Genomic DNA, 14,149 nt, shown 5'->3' with positions numbered 1-14,149 from the left:
GTTCAGGACTCCTTTTTTTGTGCATCTGTTTCCACCATTCTCATCTTTCGGGCAAACCGTCCGGCTTTAACTTCTTTATCCCCACGTTCAGCCATTGCTTTGACCAATTCGATCCCAAAAAATACAATAATACTTGAATAGTACACCCACAGCATTAAAATAATTATGGATGAAGACGCTCCGGTTAACTCATTCAATGAACTGTTCCCAATGATCACGCCAACGCCAAACTTCCCAAGTACCAACAATATGGCGGTTACCAGGCTACCTATTACCCAAGGCTTTCGACGAGACCTCACATCCGGAAGGATGTATAACATGGTTAATATGGCAAAGAAGATCATAATAAAGGTAAGCAGGTTTCCACCTAATGATGTCAGCACAATTCGGACAGACTCATAATTTTCTGAAAGAAGATCAAAAAGTCCGATCAGTACGGAATCCACGATCAACGAAAATATCATAGCCAACCCCAGCAGAAGGATCATCCCAAATGATACCGCCCTGTCGAATAGTATTTTTAGGAATCCGGCCTCCTTCCTTGGAACGATCCTGAAGATCCGGTTAAAGGAATCTTTGAATTGGACAAAAACAGTAGTAGCTGAGATCAAAAGAAATCCAAAACTCAAAACCAGATACAGCACGTTTCTCGTGTCAGTTTGTATGGTCTCTACAAGCAATATCACCGCTTCAGTACTATCGGCCCCGACTGTTTGATTTAAGAAACCGGTCAGTTCAGCCATCACGCTTTCATTTCCTGCAAATAATCCGGCTGTGTACACGGTGATCAAAACAATGGGTGCAAGAGAAAACAAAGTATAGAAAGAGACCGCCGCACTGTACTGAAAGCAATTATCCTCTATAAAACCATGTACGGCTTTTGAGATCACTTTAGAAGTGTTCCTTATGAATTCCATTTCTAGGTTCCTGATGCTGTACTTCCGAATATTCTGGAAGGGGCATATAGTGTTAGTATTACTCCTCGTGCAACCATGAAGGCTGTCATCGCCATCCATAACGCATGAATGCCCGCAAACGGTTCACTTACATAATATACGGGTATGAATACCAGTATAGTGGCAATAAGCATAGAGTTTCTCATCGCTCCTGTAGCCGTTGCACCGATGTACACTCCATCCCAGATAAAGCAGACACTGTTTACAAGTGGTGCAGCAATCAACCAGATAACAACAGTCAGGGCTACTGCAATCACATTGTCCTTATCGGTGAAAAGGGCGATGATCTCTGCATCAAAAATGGCGTACGTTGTAGTACCCAGTAATCCAAGAGCAAGCCCCCAAAGCATATTTGCTTTTACTGCAGCCTTTAGCTGTTCATTATCCCTTGCACCTTTGAACCTCCCCACCAGGCTTTCCGCAGCATAGGCAAATCCATCCGTCCCATACGAGCTGATATACCACATTTGAAGTAAAATGGTGTTTGCGGCCAATACCACATCTCCCATTTCAGCAGATTTAGCGGTAAAAAATGCATAGGAAAAGATGAGACAAAGGGTACGTATTACAATATCCCGGTTTACTGAAAAGAATTTCTTTAGCTCCTGTGTTTCGATAAGCTCATCTAAGCTAATGTTCAATTTCATACCCCCATATTTTTTCTTGTAGAGTATAATAGCCAGAATCAATGCGAGGAAACTTGCGATCAAACTTCCGGTAGCTACTCCGTCTACAGTCATGTTAAACCGGAACACAAAAATGAGATTCAGAATAATATTTACAATGTTTAAGAAAATAGTGACGATCATGGGATAGGTGGAATTCTGCATTCCGAGAAACCATCCGTTCAATCCAAAGAGAGCCAATGTAGCCGGTGCTGCAAAAATGCGGATGTGATAATACAAGCGCGTATATTCTTCTACTTCAGGGGAGGCATTTACCAGAAAAAGTGAAGCTTCAATAAGCGGGTATTGGATGAGTAAAATAAAAGCACTGCTTATGGCAGCTACCAATAGAACCCGAAACAGTATGATTCGGGTTTTTCGCTCCTCTTGTGCTCCATAAGCTTGAGCCACCATTCCTGTAGTTCCCATTCTCAGGAAGCCGAACCCCCAAAAGATAAAGTCAAATATGATACTTCCTACCGCTATTGCTCCCAGATAATAAACGTGCTCAAGTCGCCCTACAACAGCAGTATCTACCGCTCCAAGTAACGGAACCGAAAGATTACTTATAATATTTGGTATTGCCAGACGAAGTATTTGCCGATTCAAAAAAGATGTATTTTAGGTTAAATTTGACTGCTAAAAATAAAAGCTTAATAACTATTATAAATTCATATTTTAAGAATAGTCTAGAAAGTTGCATATCTATGGGTGTGCGTGTATTTTCTTTCTCTAAATTTTCTTAGGAATTAAACTTAATTACTTAACATACTTGCTTTTCACATGGATATTGATTCGCGTAATAAAATTCTGACAATAGTACTTGGTATCGTAATCTTAGGACTTTCTTACTGGCTTTATGATTCGCTTGTAACTCCTTACCAAGAAGTTAAAGAGCGAGAAGCTATGACTGAAAAAGTGCGGCAACGATTGGTTGACGCTAAAGATGCCCTCATTCAATACCAAACCCGTAAAGATACCTTCCCTCCAACTGAAGGTGGGTTAGACAGTCTTGTGAATTTCCTCAAAACAGATTCTTTGATGATCGCAATGGGCGACAGCCTCTTCGGTACTACATTTGATGTATTCAACCCGGATTCGTTGGTATATTCTCCACGCCCGCCTTTCCCAAGGTTCGAGTACACTCTGAATGACACCCTGCGTCCTCAGATCTATTTACTTGAAGACCCGGGAAGTGATGACTCCATTGGTAGTTTGGAACGAACTACGATGCGTAATGCACCAAACTGGAATTAATGGGTGACGCTTCTGCAAATTTAGGTGTTTGTTTTTTCTCGGATCGCCTTTTCTACTCGATCAATGATCCGGAAAAAGACAAGCACCTTTTTCGTATTGGCTCTTTTGACTTCAATTTTGATGTCATAAACGCCATTACCAGACAGCATGAAGATCACTTTCCTCACATCCTTTCTACTTTCGACCGATTCCGTACTGATCATAACATAAAATCGGTTCGCGCCTTAACACACCCTGCTCATGAATGCTGGACGGTTTTCCCAAAAGTAGTTTATGACAATGCCGACGAACGGGAAGATCACCTTGCCATCCTGATGAAAGGCGTTGATCGAGAACATATGGAACCCACCTGGCATACGCTTCATAACAATGAATATAAATTTCTGTCTGTACGCAGACGAAATCTGATGGCAGGTTTTGATGAGTTAACCACTCAAGTTGCAACAACCGACTTCAACAGTGATTTTGAGATTGCTCAAAAATGGTCTTCATTCGCAAAACCCGGCGGTTCTTTTTTGATGATTGGATGTCATGAGAACGTACTTTCCATCACCTCTTTTTTGCTCGGAAAGTTCAGAGCCGCTACATATATCACATTCGATCAAGCTGAAGACCTTCCTTACCATTGGTTGCAACATGCTAAGAACTCAAGCTGGCTGCGAGGACTTCATGAGACTATTTATCTTTTTGGGCATCAGTGTTACGATGTTGAACAGGCACTTCAGGGGTTTTGGGATGACTCAGCTGAGATCACAAAATTAAATTCCCTGAAAAATATTGGCGTAAAAGCAGAAGAAGAAACCTATGGATTCGATCTTGCTGCTGCTTTTCCCGCAATTCTACTCAGCCTCGATTTTTAATTTGAAATGTTAAATGCTCCGTTATAAATGTTAAATTAAGGGTGAAATCTTATTTAACATTTAACCCTTAAAATCTAATCATTCCGCCATGCGGATAATTACCGGAAAATTAAAAGGGCGACACTTCAACATCCCTAAAGGACTGGAAGTACGCCCCACTACCGATCGAACCAAGGAAAGCATCTTTAACCTCATTGAGGCCCGTGTTTTCATGGAAGGGACCATTATTCTTGATCTGTTTGCAGGATCAGGGAATTTAGGGTTCGAAGCTATTTCACGGGGAGCAAAGCATGTTACTGCTGTGGAGATCGATGCTGACAATGTAAAGCAAATTGAGAAAACAGCAGCTCAATTTAACATTGCTGACCAAATGCGTATCGTCTGTTCCGATGTACAACGATTTTTGAATGGAATGGCTACCCCTCACCATTTTATTTTTTGTGACCCTCCCTATGATTACCCCTTCATGGATGAAATGATCGAACAGATCCTGTCTGAAAACTGGCTTACTGATGAAGGGTGGCTGATGCTGGAACACGACAAATACAAAGATTTTACCGATCATCCGCACTGTACTTTTTCAAAAGCTTACGGGCGAACCATTGTTAGCATCTTTGAGAAGCATCCGGTAGATTCAGAATCAGAATAAATTCACTCCTATGAAAACCATTGCCCTTTATCCCGGATCATTTGACCCCATCACCAATGGACATCTCGATATTCTAGAAAGAGCTACAAACCTTTTTGAAACTGTTATTGTAACCGTTGCTGTAAATAATAAAAAGGATGCCGTTTTTTCCGGGGATGAGCGGGTTGAGCTTATTAAGGAGTGCATCAAAGACAAGGAATGGGCTAAGAATGTCGAGGTAAATCAATTTACCGGTTTGCTGGTTGACCACGCACAGGACATGAATGCAGATACCTTAGTGCGTGGAGTACGTCAAATTTCTGATTTTGAATATGAATTCAGGATGGCTCTCACCAACAAACGGCTGGCACCTGAGGTTGACACCATCTTCCTGATGCCTGATGAAGAATTCACTTTTATCTCTGCTTCCATCGTTAAAGAAGTTGCTTACTGGGATGGTGACCTTAGTTCATTTGTTCCTGATATTGTGGCAAAAGCTTTAACTGAAAAGTTTAAAGACAAATAGCATGATCCTATTTTTCTTAGTGTAAGCCCTTTATATTCCATTCGCTTTTATTACTCACTTTTATCACTACTATTTTAGTCATTATGATCTCAAAACGAGCACAAAATTTACAGCCGTCAGCAACCCTTAAAGTAACCGGACGTGCAAAGGAACTAAAGCGTCAGGGAAAATCGATCGTTTCCCTAAGCGCCGGAGAGCCCGATTTTAAAACTCCAAAACATATCTGTGATGCCGCTATTAAAGCCATAGAAGATGGTTTTCACGGCTACACCATGAATCCGGGAACTCCTGAATTGCGGGAGGCTATTTGTGCAAAGCTGAAACGAGATAATAATTTTGAATATGACCCTTCACAGATCATCTGCTCTAATGGGGCCAAGCAGTCCGTTGGATTTAGTATTCTGGCCTTAGTTGATCCCGGTGATGAAGTCATTATCCCGGCGCCATACTGGGTTTCTTATCCTGAAATGGTTCGGCTGGCGGAAGGAAGATCGGTAACGGTCCGAACTTCCTTTGAGAATAATTTTAAACTGACTCCTGCTCAGTTGGAAGAAGCCATCACAGAAAAGACCAAAGCGTTGATCCTTTGCTCTCCTTCTAACCCTACCGGAGCTCAGTATTCTGCTGAAGAACTTGAAGGCCTAGCTGAAGTACTAAGAAAATACCCCGATATATATGTGATCTCTGATGAAATTTATGAATACATCGTTTTTGAAGAAGAACATGTGAGCATTTTGAATGTAGCCCCCGATTTGAAAGATCGTGTGGTGGTGATCAATGGATTCTCAAAAGGATTTGCGATGACCGGCTGGCGATTGGGCTACCTTGCTGCTCACAATGATATAGTTAGTGCTGTTTCAAAGATCCAAAGCCAGGAGACCTCTGCCCCTTCATCCATTTCCCAGAAAGCCGGAGAAGCTGCCTACAAAGGCACCCTTGATGAAGTAAAATCGATGCGTGAGCAGTTTAAGAAACGTCGTGACTATTTGGTGGAGGCCTTAAATGCCATTGAAGGTGTAAGTTGTTTTACTCCCGGTGGTGCATTCTATGTGTTCCCTGATATTTCACATTATATCGGTACAAAAAAACCGGAAGGTACCCCCATTGGTTCTTCTACCGATCTCTGCCTGTATCTTCTGGATGAATTCGGTCTGGCCCTCGTTCCCGGTGATGCGTTTGGTGAACCAAACGGTATACGTTTGAGTTATGCTGCTTCAATGACTGACCTTGAAGAAGCAATGAAGCGACTCAAAGAAGGGTTGGAAAGTTTGTCTTGAAAACCCATAAATGGCACAAAATTTGTATCAGTCATTTAACATTCATCATTAACTAATTTAACATTTCCGAAATGCCCACATACGAGTATAAAAGAGAAGACGGAACCACTTTTGAGATCGTACAAAAAATGAGTGAAGATGCCCTGATAACCTGTCCAACCACAGGACAGAAAGTTAAGCGGATCATTTCCGGTGGAAGCGGAGTCGTGTATAAAGGAGAAGGCTGGTACGTGACTGATTACAAAGATGGCGGACGAAAGTCAGCTTCAACACCTCCTGCTGAAACTTCTGATAACGGAAGCAATGAGAGTAAAGCTGAGACACCAAAACCAGATGTCACTAAGGACGTAAAATCGTAACTCGTTAATGGTTAATCGTTATTCGTATCTTTCAAGGCACGATTAACGAATAACCCTTGTCTATGGATCACAGTCAGGCATATCAGGAAGCGCTAGACCAATTTGTCCTACTTTGGGGTGAAATGGCATCCGCATGGGGCATCAATAAAACCATGTCTCAAATACATGCATTGCTATACGCCGAATCTAATCCGCTGGACACTGACACCATCATGGATACGCTGGATATCAGCCGTGGTAATGCCAACATGAATCTTCGCAGGCTCCTTGATTGGGAATTGATTCACAAGGAGAGTTTCCCGGGAGACAGGAAAGATTATTACTCTGCTGAAACCGATGTATGGAAAATTGTATCGACCATCATTCGTGAGCGTCAGCAGCGCGAGATCGCCCCGATTCGTGAAAACCTTCAGAAATGTATAGAAACTCTTGAAGCAGGTGGGCTCAATGATGAAGAAAGTAAAGAGTTCAAGGTACGAATCGAGAATTACATGGAGTTTCTCGAAATGTTTGAGCGATTTACCGGAGCCTTACTGCCTTATATCAACAAAAAGAATTTAAAATTTCTGAAACAGCTCGTAAAGTTAGTAGAAGTAAAAGAATCATTGACCGGATCAAAAAAAGAGGATGACTAAAAGATCGCATCGCAAAATTGGAAACGAAGGTGAGGAACTAGCTTGCGCTTACCTGGAATCAAAAGGCTGGAGAATATTAGAGCGAAATTATTTCTTTGAGCGCGCTGAAGTAGATATCGTTGCTTATGATGATACCGCTATCGTTTTCGTTGAAGTTAAGATGCGCTCATCTACAAAGTACGGTCATCCTATGGAGTACGTTACCGAAGACAAAGTGAAAAACGTGTTCAAAGCAGCTGAAGCCTGGATGTATGAGCGCAAGATGGAAGGCTCGCCTATGCGTTTTGATATCGTCGGGATCATTCAAAAAAATAACGAGGCCCCGGAATTTAATCACATCGAAGATGCATTTAGATAGGTGTGAGGTGTTAGGTTTTAGAAAAGGCACTAACACCTAAAACCTAACACCTCGCACCTGAACTCAACATTTATAATTTCCCAATTCAGAATTACTTATGCCCTATACCAACAACCAAATTGCTGATCTGCTTAGAGAAGTTTCCCAGCTTATGCAACTTGCTGGTGAGAACCGGTTTAAAGTGATCGCCTTTGATAAGGCTGCCCAAACTATCGAGGGACTTCAGGAAAACATAGACGATCATATTCAGAATAAAACGCTTACTGATATCAAAGGAGTTGGGAAATCAATCGCAGAAGATATCTATGCGCTGGAGGAAACCGGGGAAATGCCCGTACTGGAAGCCTTCAAAGAGAAAGTTCCGGAAGGATTGATCGAATGGCTGAATATCTCAGGACTGGGTCCAAAAAATGCCTATAAAATTCACAAGGAATTAGGCATCAGTACCATCGGGGAATTGAAAGAGAAAATTGAAGATGGCTCCGTAGCAGGACTTTCAGGGTTGGGACAGAAGTCAGCTGATAAGATCATGAAATCCATAGAGTGGATGGAGAAGTTTGATGAACGCTGCCGGCTTGATCAGGCTCAGGAAATTGCAACGGCCATTTATGAAAGTCTTAAAGGTCTGGAAGGCGTTCAAAAGATAGAAGTTGCCGGTTCATACCGCCGCGCGCTCGAAACTATTGGTGATGTTGATATTCTTATCGCTGCAGAAGAGAAGCATATAGAAGGTCTATTTGATGTATTTGTGAATCATGAGCGGGTTACGGATATATTGGGCCGTGGAGATACCAAAAGTTCCGTTCGTACCAAAGAAGGACGACAGGTTGACCTTAGAATTGTATCACCTAAAGAATTTTCAGCGGCACTGATGTATTTCACAGGAAGCAAGGAACACAACATCGTACTTAGGCAAAGAGCCAGAGATCGTGGGATGAGCTTGAACGAATACGGCCTTTTTAAGCTGAATGATGAAGGTGATACCGATTTTGATCAGCCGATTGAGTTTTCCAGTGAGACTGATATCTACGAAAAATTAGACCTCCATTTTGTTCCTCCGGAACTGCGGGAAGATCGTGGTGAATTTGAGATCTACGAAGAACAGAAAAAATTTGATCTGGTCACGGATGAAGACATCCGCGGTGTCATTCACGCCCATAGTACCTGGAGTGACGGTAAGTATTCCATCCGGGAAATGGCTGAAGCATGCATGGAACGTGGATATGAATATCTGGGACTTACCGATCATTCCAAAACAGCCGCTTATGCAGGTGGGCTTTCAGTAGATGAGATCAAACAACAATGGGAGGAGATCGATCAGCTGAATGAAGAATTCAAAGAAGCAGGTAAAGATTTCGTGATCTTTAAAGGCATCGAATCAGATATTCTTGCCGATGGTTCCCTGGATTATGAAGATGAGATCCTGGAAGGTTTTGATTTTGTGATCGCCAGTGTGCATCAATCGCTGAATATGCCTCGTGAACAAATGATGGAACGAATGAGTAATGCGATCAAAAATCCTTACACTCGTATTTTAGGACACCCAACCGGGCGATTACTTCTTAAGCGAAACGGCAGTGACCTGGACCTTAATGAACTGGTTGCTTTGGCGGCCGAGCACAATACCGCTATTGAGATCAATGCCAATCCACACAGACTTGATATTGACTGGAGGTTCGGGAACAAGGCCCGTGAGGTTGGAATGATGACCTCCGTTAACCCGGATGCTCATACTATTGAGGGTATTGATGACATTCCTTTTGGTGTTCGGATAGCACGCAAAGGGAAGTATGGGAAAGACCGGGTTTTGAATGCTAAAAGTGCAGATGAGGTCAAAGCTTTTTTCGATGCACGATAGCTCTTCATCTCTGCCTTTATTATGCAAGATTTCCAAAATTAGCTACATTTGGCACTGATCTTTTAATTCTAAACTTTGGCTATTGTGATCATAGAAAAATCTGACTTTCCACATCGGCAAGTAGCAAAATTAGTAAAAGGCACTGTGGTTCCACGTCCTATTGCCTGGGTTTCATCTATCGGGAAAAGTGGAATCCCCAATCTTGCTCCGTACAGTTATTTCCAGGTCATTTCACATGACCCGATCATGTTTATTATTTCCATTGGACTGGGCGCCAAAGTTGGTAAAGACGGAGATAAGGATACCCTTGCCAACATCAAAGAAACCGGAGGTTTTGTCATCAATATGGTTTCGGCATCCTTAGCCGATCAAATGCATAAATCCAGCCTGATCTTTCCAAAGGAAGTGAGTGAGTTTGAAAAAACAGGATTAACCCCTGTTCCAAGTAATCTGGTTAAAGCACCCCGCGTTGAAGAAGCTGTCATCAATATGGAATGTGAACTGAAACAGGTCATGGAATTGGGTGACTTCAACCAGGTGATCGGAGAGTTGGTTTGTTATCACATCAAAGATGAAGTGTATTTAGAAAACGACAAAGTGAATTACGAAAAATATGACCCAATAGGGCGCATGGCAGCAAATTACACTCATGTTCGGGATCTATTCTTCCCAAAAGATATTTAAGGTTCAAATACTTCTCTGTTTATCTCATTACCCAGACTATCGTATTCGATCCATGTTCCATGTTGTTGTCCGTCTTTGTATTCCCCGATGGCCTGAAGTTGACCGTTTGCATGCCAGCGTCTTGCAGTTCCGTCACGGGATCCACCTTCTTTATATGGAAGCTTTAAGCGCGGCTGACCATCCGGATAATAAAATGTGATGGTCGTATCTGTAAAAATTGTATAGCGGGTCAGGTTCCCCTGCATATCAAAATAACTTTGAATGGTATCCCTCCTGATCTCTTTTATCCGCTGAGTCCCTTGAAAGTAATAATAGGTTTCTTCGGGAGAGATGGATGCAACCAACATTCCTGACGAATCCCAAAGTTGGGTCTCTTTGGTTTTAAAATCCGTATCCATTCCAAGAGTTCTGTTTGGATGCCAGTACCGTAACCTGAAAATTTTACCGTCCTCATACTCCCCCTGAAGGTTATAGGTATTTCTGTGGAACGTGCGAATATACCCGGAGTAAGGCTCCCCTGAGCGCCTGTGGACAAGGGTTAAACTCGTATCTCGAATTTCATAACTTCTAAATCCATTGGTGCGGGTTGTACTATTTATATACTGTGAAGGAGGTACGGGATTACCTAAACTATCTTTGAATACCAACTGATCATATCCCTTTAAATAATAATGTTCGCGCTCTGAATCTGTGGTATCCGTACATGCCATCAGGTTCAAAAGTATGAATCCGGATATTAGAAATATTTGGACTTTATTCATGGTATTTCACACTGTTTCCTAATAAATATCCATAGGGTTTCATTTCAGGTATTTGGTCAAAGACTACTTTTAAGATACCAATCAACGGTACGAACAAAATCATTCCCGAGATACCCCATAACTCTCCACCAATGATCAGCGCTACCATTGCTATAAATGGGTTAATAGATACCTTAGAACCAACTATTCTTGGCGTGATAAAATTTCCTTCCAAGAATTGTACCGTTGCAAATACAACGATCACAAAGACAGGAGTAAGCAATGAATCAGTTAATAACAAAGCAAACAAGAGTGGGGGCAATGCGCCAATGATAATTCCGATGTATGGGATTATCGCCAGTAATGATGCAAAGACACCAAAGAATAAAGCGTGATCCAATCCCACGATCAACAATCCGGTTGTATTCAGGACAGCCAGTATACCGATCACTGTTAACATGCCTACCAGATAATTTTGAGTTACTTCCTGTATGCGGTCAAGCAGTTTATCTACTTTTGAATCTGTTCCTTTTACTTCAAATAATTTCTGAAAGAATGTCCTGAACATTTCCTGATAGTAGAGCATGAAAAAGATAAAGATAGGCATGAGTGTCATTACAGTAAAAGCATTGGTAGTAGCACTAACCAATGAACTCGCAAAATCTCCACTTTTATCGATCAGGTTATTAATGCCTTGTTGTAAATATTGGCTTTGTTCTTCCTGTGAAATTCCAACCGTTTCTTCCAACAATATAATGGCATCATTCGAGACTGATTTGAGCTTTTCAGTAACTTCGGGGATTCGTTCAGTAAACTGTATGAACTGAGCAGAGATCAGTGATAAAACACCTGCAACACAAATTACTATAACCAGTAGTGTAAGAATAATACTAAGTGCCCTGCCCATTTTCATTTTTTCGAAAACTTTAACGAGAGGGTTCAGAAGCATGGCAAAGAAAGCAGAAAATGCCAGTGGCATCAGTATAAATTTTCCATAGATCAAGACCACGACAAGGAGGCTCAGCCCTACTAATATAAGGGTTGTCTTAAGCCAATAAGGATATTTTTGACCTGACTTTAGTCGATGATGTTTCATAAGGATCAGTAGCTGTTAATATAAAACGTAGAGTTGCACCCATAATAACCAATACCCTCTTAAGATGGTAAAGAACTCAAAAGGAATCCAACCTATTAATAGATAGATCTTGTTATCAAAAGGATATCTATTTAGTATCTATTACTTCGGAATTATTTATACCTTTCTTACTCTGCAAGCCAGAGCCCTGGCTTCACTAATCAAGTTAATTCTTAATTAATTTTTTTATGCACATTGATCACATTGGCATTGCGGTTAAAGACATAAAAGCCGCTACCGAAACTTACTCAAAGATCTTAAACGCATCTCCTACTAAAACCGAAGTTGTTGAAAGCGAAAAAGTGGAAACTGTTTTCTTTGAAGCCGGAGAATCAAAAGTTGAGCTATTGGGACCAACTTCAACTGATTCCGTAATCGCCAAATATGTGGCTAAAAAAGGTGAAGGACTCCATCACGTTGCATTTGAAGTAGATGACATACACTCAGAATTAGATCGGCTAAGAGAAGAAGGTTTTACTGTTTTGAATGATAAACCTAAAGATGGGGCCGACAATAAACTGGTAGCCTTTGTACATCCTAAAGATAATCATGGAGTGTTAGTTGAGTTGTGCCAGACAAAGAAATGATTGAGTTTTGCTTGTAATGATGCGTATCTTCATGGCCTATTGAACGGGGCGTGGCTCAGCTAGGTAGAGCGCTCGGCTGGGGGTCGAGAGGTCGCAAGTTCAAATCTTGTCGCCCCGACAATACTATTAAAGGGACGTTATTGATAACGTCCCTTTTTTTATGCTAAGTAATTTTAATTGGTAGAAGTTTTATTTCTACAATAGCTGATCAGCTTTGAATACCAAGTTTTACACAAGCTTAAGAAAGATAAAAATCTCTCTCGTTTTAATGTTAAAATTCCTTAACATTAAACATCATCTACCGAAAGGTTATAGTACGGAACTTTTATAACGGCTTTCAGTACATATTACAAGACCCCATTATTTATGTATATCCTTAATAACAAGAGACAACTCGAGCGAATAAATGACATGGTGCCTGTTCGAAAGAACATGGATACATTCGAAGTCTTTTATCATGACCCTACCACCGGTGAGCTTTGGAAAAGCTTTTTCCCAAAGGGATTTAAAGAACATAAAGGCACAAAGTTACTTCGACCGGAACCGCTCCCTAAGAGCCTTGAACTTCAGCTTGAGATCTGTTTAAATAGTCCAGACGATGCGGATGCAATTGGTTTAGGAATTGAATGTTCAGTAAAACCAGAAAACTGGCCAGACATTATAGATATACTCGATAATAACCGTAAGAAATATTTGCGTTCTCACCTTAATACGTTCATTAAGCATCTCGGTGTTCTCAACCCTGAAGAATCTTTAAAAGAAATTCAGGTTGATCCAGCTGAAGCCGGACTGGACAAAGAAACTCTATCCCTCCTTACCAAAAAAGCTAAGAGAATAAAACTGAAGCGATTTTTCAGGATCTGATTCTCGACTTTTACAAGTTTTCATACCTTATTTTAAGAGTTTTTAGGACAATCGCTCCTTAATTATTAGAAAGACCTAATTTCTAATAAAAGTAAAAAACAGATTCCATAAGCTATAAATGGCCTTTTTCATAATAGAGAGATAGTATTTTGCGTTATTCAAAATATTAAAATTTTTTAATATTAATTAATTTTAATATTTTGGAGATGAGTTAAAAAAAAAGAGAGCTCACATGAGAACTAAAATACTTCCCGTTTTAATCCTTTTAGTTATCGGCTTTTGTTTTCAGGCAAACGCTCAAGTAACTGCGGTTATGCAAGCAAAGGTTGAGATCGTAAGCGGAGCAGGATTTACCTTTACGGAAAGTGCTGTTATCGACCTGAACTCGGAAAACTTAAGCAAAGAAATAAATGCAGGTTCATTTTCTTTGGTTTCCTCCCCCGGCACTGATATAAACGTGCACATTCAAGAGGAGTCTGTTATTAAAAATGAACTTGGCCAAGTTATAGTGTTTGAGTCCTTTGACCTGGAAAAGGAAAGCACAGAATCAGGTCAACTCCACATCTCAGTTAACGGAAAGGTTAAAAACGGCCAACTCTTTAATGGCAACTACAAGGGTTCAATAACCGCAGTAGTAGAATATCTGTAGGAAGAACATTTCTTTAGCCTCCATATAGGCAGCCTTTCATATCGTTCAAAATTTTTGCAATGAATACATTACATTGCATGATATTATTGAACATTTAACCAACCTTATTTG

16 protein-coding genes, 1 tRNA gene and 1 pseudogene are annotated in these 14,149 nt (G+C 40.9%); 14 read left to right on the top strand and 4 right to left on the bottom strand.

The annotated features are described in order from the left end of the window. Positions 1-2: 2 nt before the first annotated feature. Both ACFSVN_RS03060 and ACFSVN_RS03055 read right to left on the bottom strand, forming a co-directional pair. Positions 3-917 (bottom strand): YihY/virulence factor BrkB family protein, encoded by a 915-nt coding sequence (locus ACFSVN_RS03060; protein WP_390298443.1) that lies wholly within the window; start codon positions 915-917, stop codon positions 3-5. Positions 918-919: 2 nt separating this feature from the next. After that, complete coding sequence (locus ACFSVN_RS03055) at positions 920-2,230, bottom strand: MATE family efflux transporter (protein ID WP_390298440.1); 1,311 nt, start codon at positions 2,228-2,230, stop codon at positions 920-922. A 174-nt stretch (positions 2,231-2,404) separates the two neighbouring features. Here ACFSVN_RS03055 and ACFSVN_RS03050 point away from each other — a divergent pair, with 174 nt between their 5' ends. The 10 genes and pseudogenes from ACFSVN_RS03050 (at position 2,405) to ACFSVN_RS03005 (ending at position 10,063) form a co-directional block, all read left to right on the top strand. Continuing rightward, positions 2,405-2,878, top strand: a complete 474-nt coding sequence (locus ACFSVN_RS03050; RefSeq protein ID WP_390298437.1) for a hypothetical protein — start codon at positions 2,405-2,407, stop codon at positions 2,876-2,878. Further along, on the top strand, positions 2,878-3,738 hold the full coding sequence (locus ACFSVN_RS03045; protein WP_390298434.1) for a hypothetical protein: 861 nt from the start codon (positions 2,878-2,880) through the stop codon (positions 3,736-3,738). The genes ACFSVN_RS03050 and ACFSVN_RS03045 overlap by 1 nt, the downstream gene beginning before the upstream one ends. 82 nt (positions 3,739-3,820) lie before the next feature. Next, positions 3,821-4,387: pseudogene (rsmD, locus tag ACFSVN_RS03040) on the top strand (16S rRNA (guanine(966)-N(2))-methyltransferase RsmD); the annotation flags it as partial. A 10-nt stretch (positions 4,388-4,397) separates the two neighbouring features. Continuing rightward, a complete protein-coding gene (coaD, locus tag ACFSVN_RS03035) occupies positions 4,398-4,892 on the top strand; it encodes a pantetheine-phosphate adenylyltransferase (RefSeq protein WP_390298431.1) in 495 nt (164 codons plus the stop codon). A gap of 83 nt (positions 4,893-4,975) precedes the next feature. Further along, positions 4,976-6,169, top strand: a complete 1,194-nt coding sequence (locus tag ACFSVN_RS03030; RefSeq protein WP_390298428.1) for a pyridoxal phosphate-dependent aminotransferase — start codon at positions 4,976-4,978, stop codon at positions 6,167-6,169. A 71-nt stretch (positions 6,170-6,240) separates the two neighbouring features. Next, positions 6,241-6,528, top strand: coding sequence for an FmdB family zinc ribbon protein (locus ACFSVN_RS03025; protein WP_390298425.1), 288 nt, complete (start codon positions 6,241-6,243; stop codon positions 6,526-6,528). 62 nt (positions 6,529-6,590) lie between these two features. After that, positions 6,591-7,163, top strand: coding sequence for a GbsR/MarR family transcriptional regulator (locus ACFSVN_RS03020; protein ID WP_390298423.1), 573 nt, complete (start codon positions 6,591-6,593; stop codon positions 7,161-7,163). After that, positions 7,156-7,521, top strand: a complete 366-nt coding sequence (locus ACFSVN_RS03015; protein ID WP_390298421.1) for a YraN family protein — start codon at positions 7,156-7,158, stop codon at positions 7,519-7,521. The genes ACFSVN_RS03020 and ACFSVN_RS03015 overlap by 8 nt, the downstream gene beginning before the upstream one ends. Before the next feature lie 97 nt (positions 7,522-7,618). After that, positions 7,619-9,379 carry a DNA polymerase/3'-5' exonuclease PolX gene (gene polX, locus ACFSVN_RS03010; protein WP_390298418.1) on the top strand — a complete coding sequence of 587 codons (1,761 nt, stop codon included), beginning with the start codon at positions 7,619-7,621 and terminating at the stop codon, positions 9,377-9,379. Positions 9,380-9,463: 84 nt separating this feature from the next. Beyond that, positions 9,464-10,063 carry a flavin reductase family protein gene (locus tag ACFSVN_RS03005; protein WP_390298415.1) on the top strand — a complete coding sequence of 200 codons (600 nt, stop codon included), beginning with the start codon at positions 9,464-9,466 and terminating at the stop codon, positions 10,061-10,063. On the opposite strand, the gene ACFSVN_RS03000 is transcribed toward ACFSVN_RS03005, so the two are convergent. Both ACFSVN_RS03000 and ACFSVN_RS02995 read right to left on the bottom strand, forming a co-directional pair. Continuing rightward, positions 10,060-10,824 (bottom strand): toxin-antitoxin system YwqK family antitoxin, encoded by a 765-nt coding sequence (locus tag ACFSVN_RS03000; RefSeq protein WP_390298412.1) that lies wholly within the window; start codon positions 10,822-10,824, stop codon positions 10,060-10,062. The genes ACFSVN_RS03005 and ACFSVN_RS03000 overlap by 4 nt on opposite strands. Next, a complete protein-coding gene (locus tag ACFSVN_RS02995) occupies positions 10,817-11,899 on the bottom strand; it encodes an AI-2E family transporter (RefSeq protein WP_390298409.1) in 1,083 nt (360 codons plus the stop codon). Before ACFSVN_RS02995 ends, ACFSVN_RS03000 begins: the two co-directional genes overlap by 8 nt. 227 nt (positions 11,900-12,126) lie before the next feature. Between ACFSVN_RS02995 and mce the strand changes: the two genes are divergently transcribed. The 4 genes from mce to ACFSVN_RS02975 all read left to right on the top strand — a co-directional run bounded on the left by mce (position 12,127) and on the right by ACFSVN_RS02975 (position 14,038). Further along, complete coding sequence (mce, locus tag ACFSVN_RS02990; RefSeq protein ID WP_390298405.1) at positions 12,127-12,525, top strand: methylmalonyl-CoA epimerase; 399 nt, start codon at positions 12,127-12,129, stop codon at positions 12,523-12,525. A 44-nt stretch (positions 12,526-12,569) separates the two neighbouring features. Further along, positions 12,570-12,643: transfer RNA gene (locus tag ACFSVN_RS02985), tRNA-Pro, on the top strand. Between the two features lie 314 nt (positions 12,644-12,957). Beyond that, the gene (locus ACFSVN_RS02980) at positions 12,958-13,389 is read left to right on the top strand and encodes a hypothetical protein (RefSeq protein WP_390298402.1); all 432 of its coding nucleotides are present in this window, start codon (positions 12,958-12,960) and stop codon (positions 13,387-13,389) included. Positions 13,390-13,621: 232 nt separating this feature from the next. Further along, the gene (locus tag ACFSVN_RS02975) at positions 13,622-14,038 is read left to right on the top strand and encodes a hypothetical protein (protein ID WP_390298400.1); all 417 of its coding nucleotides are present in this window, start codon (positions 13,622-13,624) and stop codon (positions 14,036-14,038) included. Positions 14,039-14,149 lie beyond the last annotated feature (111 nt).

The sequence above is a fragment of the Gracilimonas halophila genome, assembly GCF_042684365.1.
GTDB classification, from domain to species: Bacteria; Bacteroidota; Rhodothermia; order Balneolales; family Balneolaceae; genus Gracilimonas; species Gracilimonas halophila.
The sequence above is the reverse complement of the archived record's forward strand: the minus strand, read 5'-3'. Positions and strand labels throughout refer to the sequence as shown.

Bases quoted from the DNA above. Each gene is read 5' to 3' on its own strand.
- ACFSVN_RS03060 (WP_390298443.1), bottom strand. From the start codon at position 917: ATGGAATTCATAAGGAACACTTCTAAAGTGATCTCAAAAGCCGTACAT.
- ACFSVN_RS03050 (WP_390298437.1), top strand. From the start codon at position 2,405: ATGGATATTGATTCGCGTAATAAAATTCTGACAATAGTACTTGGTATC.
- ACFSVN_RS03045 (WP_390298434.1), top strand. From the start codon at position 2,878: ATGGGTGACGCTTCTGCAAATTTAGGTGTTTGTTTTTTCTCGGATCGC.
- coaD (WP_390298431.1), top strand. From the start codon at position 4,398: ATGAAAACCATTGCCCTTTATCCCGGATCATTTGACCCCATCACCAAT.
- ACFSVN_RS03030 (WP_390298428.1), top strand. From the start codon at position 4,976: ATGATCTCAAAACGAGCACAAAATTTACAGCCGTCAGCAACCCTTAAA.
- ACFSVN_RS03025 (WP_390298425.1), top strand. From the start codon at position 6,241: ATGCCCACATACGAGTATAAAAGAGAAGACGGAACCACTTTTGAGATC.
- ACFSVN_RS03020 (WP_390298423.1), top strand. From the start codon at position 6,591: ATGGATCACAGTCAGGCATATCAGGAAGCGCTAGACCAATTTGTCCTA.
- ACFSVN_RS03015 (WP_390298421.1), top strand. From the start codon at position 7,156: ATGACTAAAAGATCGCATCGCAAAATTGGAAACGAAGGTGAGGAACTA.
- polX (WP_390298418.1), top strand. From the start codon at position 7,619: ATGCCCTATACCAACAACCAAATTGCTGATCTGCTTAGAGAAGTTTCC.
- ACFSVN_RS03000 (WP_390298412.1), bottom strand. From the start codon at position 10,824: ATGAATAAAGTCCAAATATTTCTAATATCCGGATTCATACTTTTGAAC.
- ACFSVN_RS02995 (WP_390298409.1), bottom strand. From the start codon at position 11,899: ATGAAACATCATCGACTAAAGTCAGGTCAAAAATATCCTTATTGGCTT.
- mce (WP_390298405.1), top strand. From the start codon at position 12,127: ATGCACATTGATCACATTGGCATTGCGGTTAAAGACATAAAAGCCGCT.
- ACFSVN_RS02980 (WP_390298402.1), top strand. From the start codon at position 12,958: ATGGATACATTCGAAGTCTTTTATCATGACCCTACCACCGGTGAGCTT.
- ACFSVN_RS02975 (WP_390298400.1), top strand. From the start codon at position 13,622: ATGAGAACTAAAATACTTCCCGTTTTAATCCTTTTAGTTATCGGCTTT.